Here is a 3,296-nt window from a genome sequence, read left to right on the forward strand (position 1 = left end):
GCGAGCTGCAAGCCAACGGTGGCCGCATGGACTTGCTGCCCGCTGGCGCGCTGCAAAACGTGCCACCCAAGGCTGTGGACGGCCTGTACGGTTATGCCGACCGCATTGCCAAGAGCAACGACCAAACCAGTGAATGGCTTTATGCCAAGTTGGCGGGCAACCCGCAGGCGCTGGGCAGCATGAGCGACGATCAGTTTTTTGCGCTACGCAAGGAACTGAGTGAGGCTGATTTCAAGCACTTCTCCAAGGAGCGCGCCAAGGCGCAAGGCAAGAGCGATGAGGCTGGGGCCAGCAAGGCGGGCGACCTCAACAGCTCGGCCATCAAGACCGGCCTCGATCAGCGTATGCGCGTGTTGGGCGTTGATCCGACGCCCAAGGACGGCAGCAACGACGCGGGCCGTGTGGGGGCGATCCGGCAGTACGTTGACCAATACTTCTACGCCGCGCAAAAGGACGCAGGCAAGAAGTTCAGCGATGCCGAGGTCAACGCGCATCTCGATGCCATGTTTGCCAAGAACCAGACGATAAAGGGTTGGTTCTCCGACTCCAGCAAGCCGATGCTCACCATGAAGGCGGGCGACATTCCGGGCGTCGACCGTGACAACCTGAGGTCGGCCATGGAATCGGCTGGCATCAGCGACCCAACCGATGCCCAAATGCTCGGGGCCTACTGGAACTTGCAGACCTTGCGGGACAAGGCGAAGCAAGGTCAGGTGCAGCGATGAACGAATTTGACCAGGCGGTTGCTGGCCTTTTGCCTATGGGCGACGGGGACGATTACTCTCAAGCTGTTCAGCAATCGCTCCAGCCCACAGGCGGCACTTCTGCGCGCCTGGGTTTTTTGAGTGGGTTCGACCGCGACCCAGACAGCTATGCCGAGGCTCGCCGGGTGGCGCAGAGTACCGGCGTTCCAGTGGACACCGTGCTGGCGCTGCCGAAGGAGATGAAAAAGCAGGCGGCGATGGGCTCGATTGACTTCGACGCCCTGGCCGCCACGTCGCCCGCTGCTGCCGCGTTGCTGGCCGATGTTGAGAAAGCCAGCGTGGCGCACGATGACGTCGCCAGTTTGCGGGCTGTGGAAGAAGCGGTGTTTGCCCGCAGGCTGGGTGATGGTCAGGCAGCGTATGGGCGAATCGATGGCCCGGCGTATCGGCGCGCTGATGGGCGGCTGGTAGCCACGGAACGCGGTTTCTTCGGAGCCGTTGCTGAGCCCGTGCAGCGCGGCTGGGCCTTGGGCCGGGCTGGTGAATCGATAGTGGCGCAGGACAGCGGCTTGCTGGCAGGCTGGCAGCGCAAGCAGCGCGAAGCTGCTGAAGCGCACGGAGTGACGTACAACCCCTTGGCCGAGGCGGCTGGGATTGTTGCCAGCCGTGTGCGGGAAGCGGAGCGCTTTCCCATGCCAAACGACGTGGCTCAGGGCATGCAGGCCATTACTGGCGCACGCAGCTTTAGCGAGGCTGGGAAGGCCATCGCGGCAAACCCTGGCGCGGTGGGCGAAGTGGTTTTGCAGTCGCTGGGTATGGCGGCCCCTGGAATGGCTGCCGGTCTGGCCGGCGCCGCAGTGGGCGGGCCTTGGGGCGCTGCCCTGGGTGCGGGCGTCGGGAGTGCGGCCACCGAATACGCGGCGACTTTGCTGGACACGCTGAACCAGGCGGGCGTGAACACGTCCGACAGAAGCAGCCTGAGCCAGGCGCTTGCCGACGACAAGCTGATGTCGGAGGCTCGCTCTAAGGGTGTGCGACGAGGTCTGGCGGTGGGTACGTTCGACGCGCTGACGGCTGGCTTTGCCGGTAGGCTGTTGGCCGGTGCTGCGCCAACCGCAATCAGCCAGACGTTGCGTGCCGGTGGCGAACTTGCGATGCAGGCCGCAGGCGGCGCAGCCGGAGAGGCGGCGGCGGGCGCGCTGACAGGAGAATTCAACCCCGGCGAGATTTTGCTGGAGGCGGTGGCAGAGATGCCCACCTCGTTGCACGAAGTGCCAGCAAACTTCATCAGCGGCGCAAGGCGGGCGCAGCAGATCGACGCTACCGCGCGCTATCGCGCCACGCAAGCGGCCCAGTCGGCGGAGTTGCTGACCCGGCTGACCGAGGCTTCCAAAGCGTCGAAGCTGCTGGCGCGCGAGCCGGACACCTTCGAACAGTTCGTCGCGCAGGCAGCGGATGGCGGCCCGGTGGAAAGCATCTACCTGGACGCCAACGTCCTGATGCAAAGCGGTTTGGCTCCGCAATTGGCAGAGGTGTCGCCTTCGGTGGCTGAGCAGATCACCGAAGCCGGGGCCACGGGCGGGCAAATTGCCATCCCCGTGGCAGAGTACGCCGCACGCATTGCCCCTACCGAGCTGTCCGCCGGATTGCTGGATCACCTGAAAACCGACCCAGATGGTTTCAGCCGCGTCGAGGCGCAGGCGTACATGGAGACGCAGGGCGAGCGGTTGCAGGCCGACATGGCCGAGGCCATGGGCAAAGCCGTGGTCGCCGAGCAGACCCGCGCCAGCCAGGATGTGGTGCGCACACAGGTGCTGGATCAGCTCAACGCTGCCGGGCGCAACACGGCCACCGTGAACGACGCCTACGCATCCCTGGTGGCGGCGCATTACGCCACGCGCGCCGAGCAGCTTGGCGTCACACCGGAGGAGCTTTTCGAGCGCAGGCCCTTGAGAGTGGTGGCAGAAGGCGTGAGCGGCGGCTTCAGCCAGGAAATGTCAGCGGCCAGCGCTGCCGGTGAGGCGTGGCGCACGGAGCTCGCGCGCGTCAACCCGGACAACATGGACTATGTGCCGAAGATGCGCACACCCACGGTGCTAGCCACCATGGGCCTGAAGGGGCAGACGCTTGGACTGCCTTCGCGAGCGCTGTTGCAAATCGCCCAAAAGCACGGCGACGTTCCACTTGATGTGGTGCAGCGTCTTCCAGAGCTGCTGCATGACCCGTTGGCGGCCTACCGGCACACCGATGGCAGCACCAATGTGGTTCTCGACGCCAGAACCCAAACGGGCGACCCCGTCATTGTTGGTGTTCGCGACGGTCGCGTGCGCACCATTTACGCCAAAAACAGCTCTGGAACCGCTTCCGGCTGGGAGCAAGTGTCGCGGCAGGTTGAGCGCGCTTTGCAGACCCAGGGGGCCAAGGTGTTCGCCAGAAACAGCGAAGCCCTGACGCAAATCAGGGCTTCGGAGCAAGGTGCTGAAGCGGCGGCACGCGAAGTCCGCATTCAAAGCTCCTCTGAAGGGGCGGCTTCGGGACTGATCCCCATGCGCCGTGGCTCCCGCTTTGCCGCAAGCATAACGTACCGCGATC

2 pseudogenes are annotated in these 3,296 nt (G+C 64.7%); both read left to right on the forward strand.

Annotation, left to right across the window (positions count from 1 at the left end):
- Window positions 1-725: pseudogene (locus ACK5NW_RS00930) on the forward strand (lysin); the annotation flags it as partial.
- Window positions 722-3,296: pseudogene (locus tag ACK5NW_RS00935) on the forward strand (hypothetical protein); the annotation flags it as partial. The pseudogenes ACK5NW_RS00930 and ACK5NW_RS00935, both read left to right, overlap by 4 nt.

Origin of the sequence: Ottowia sp. (assembly GCF_047975795.1) — a bacterium.
Taxonomy (GTDB): domain Bacteria; phylum Pseudomonadota; class Gammaproteobacteria; order Burkholderiales; family Burkholderiaceae_C; genus Ottowia.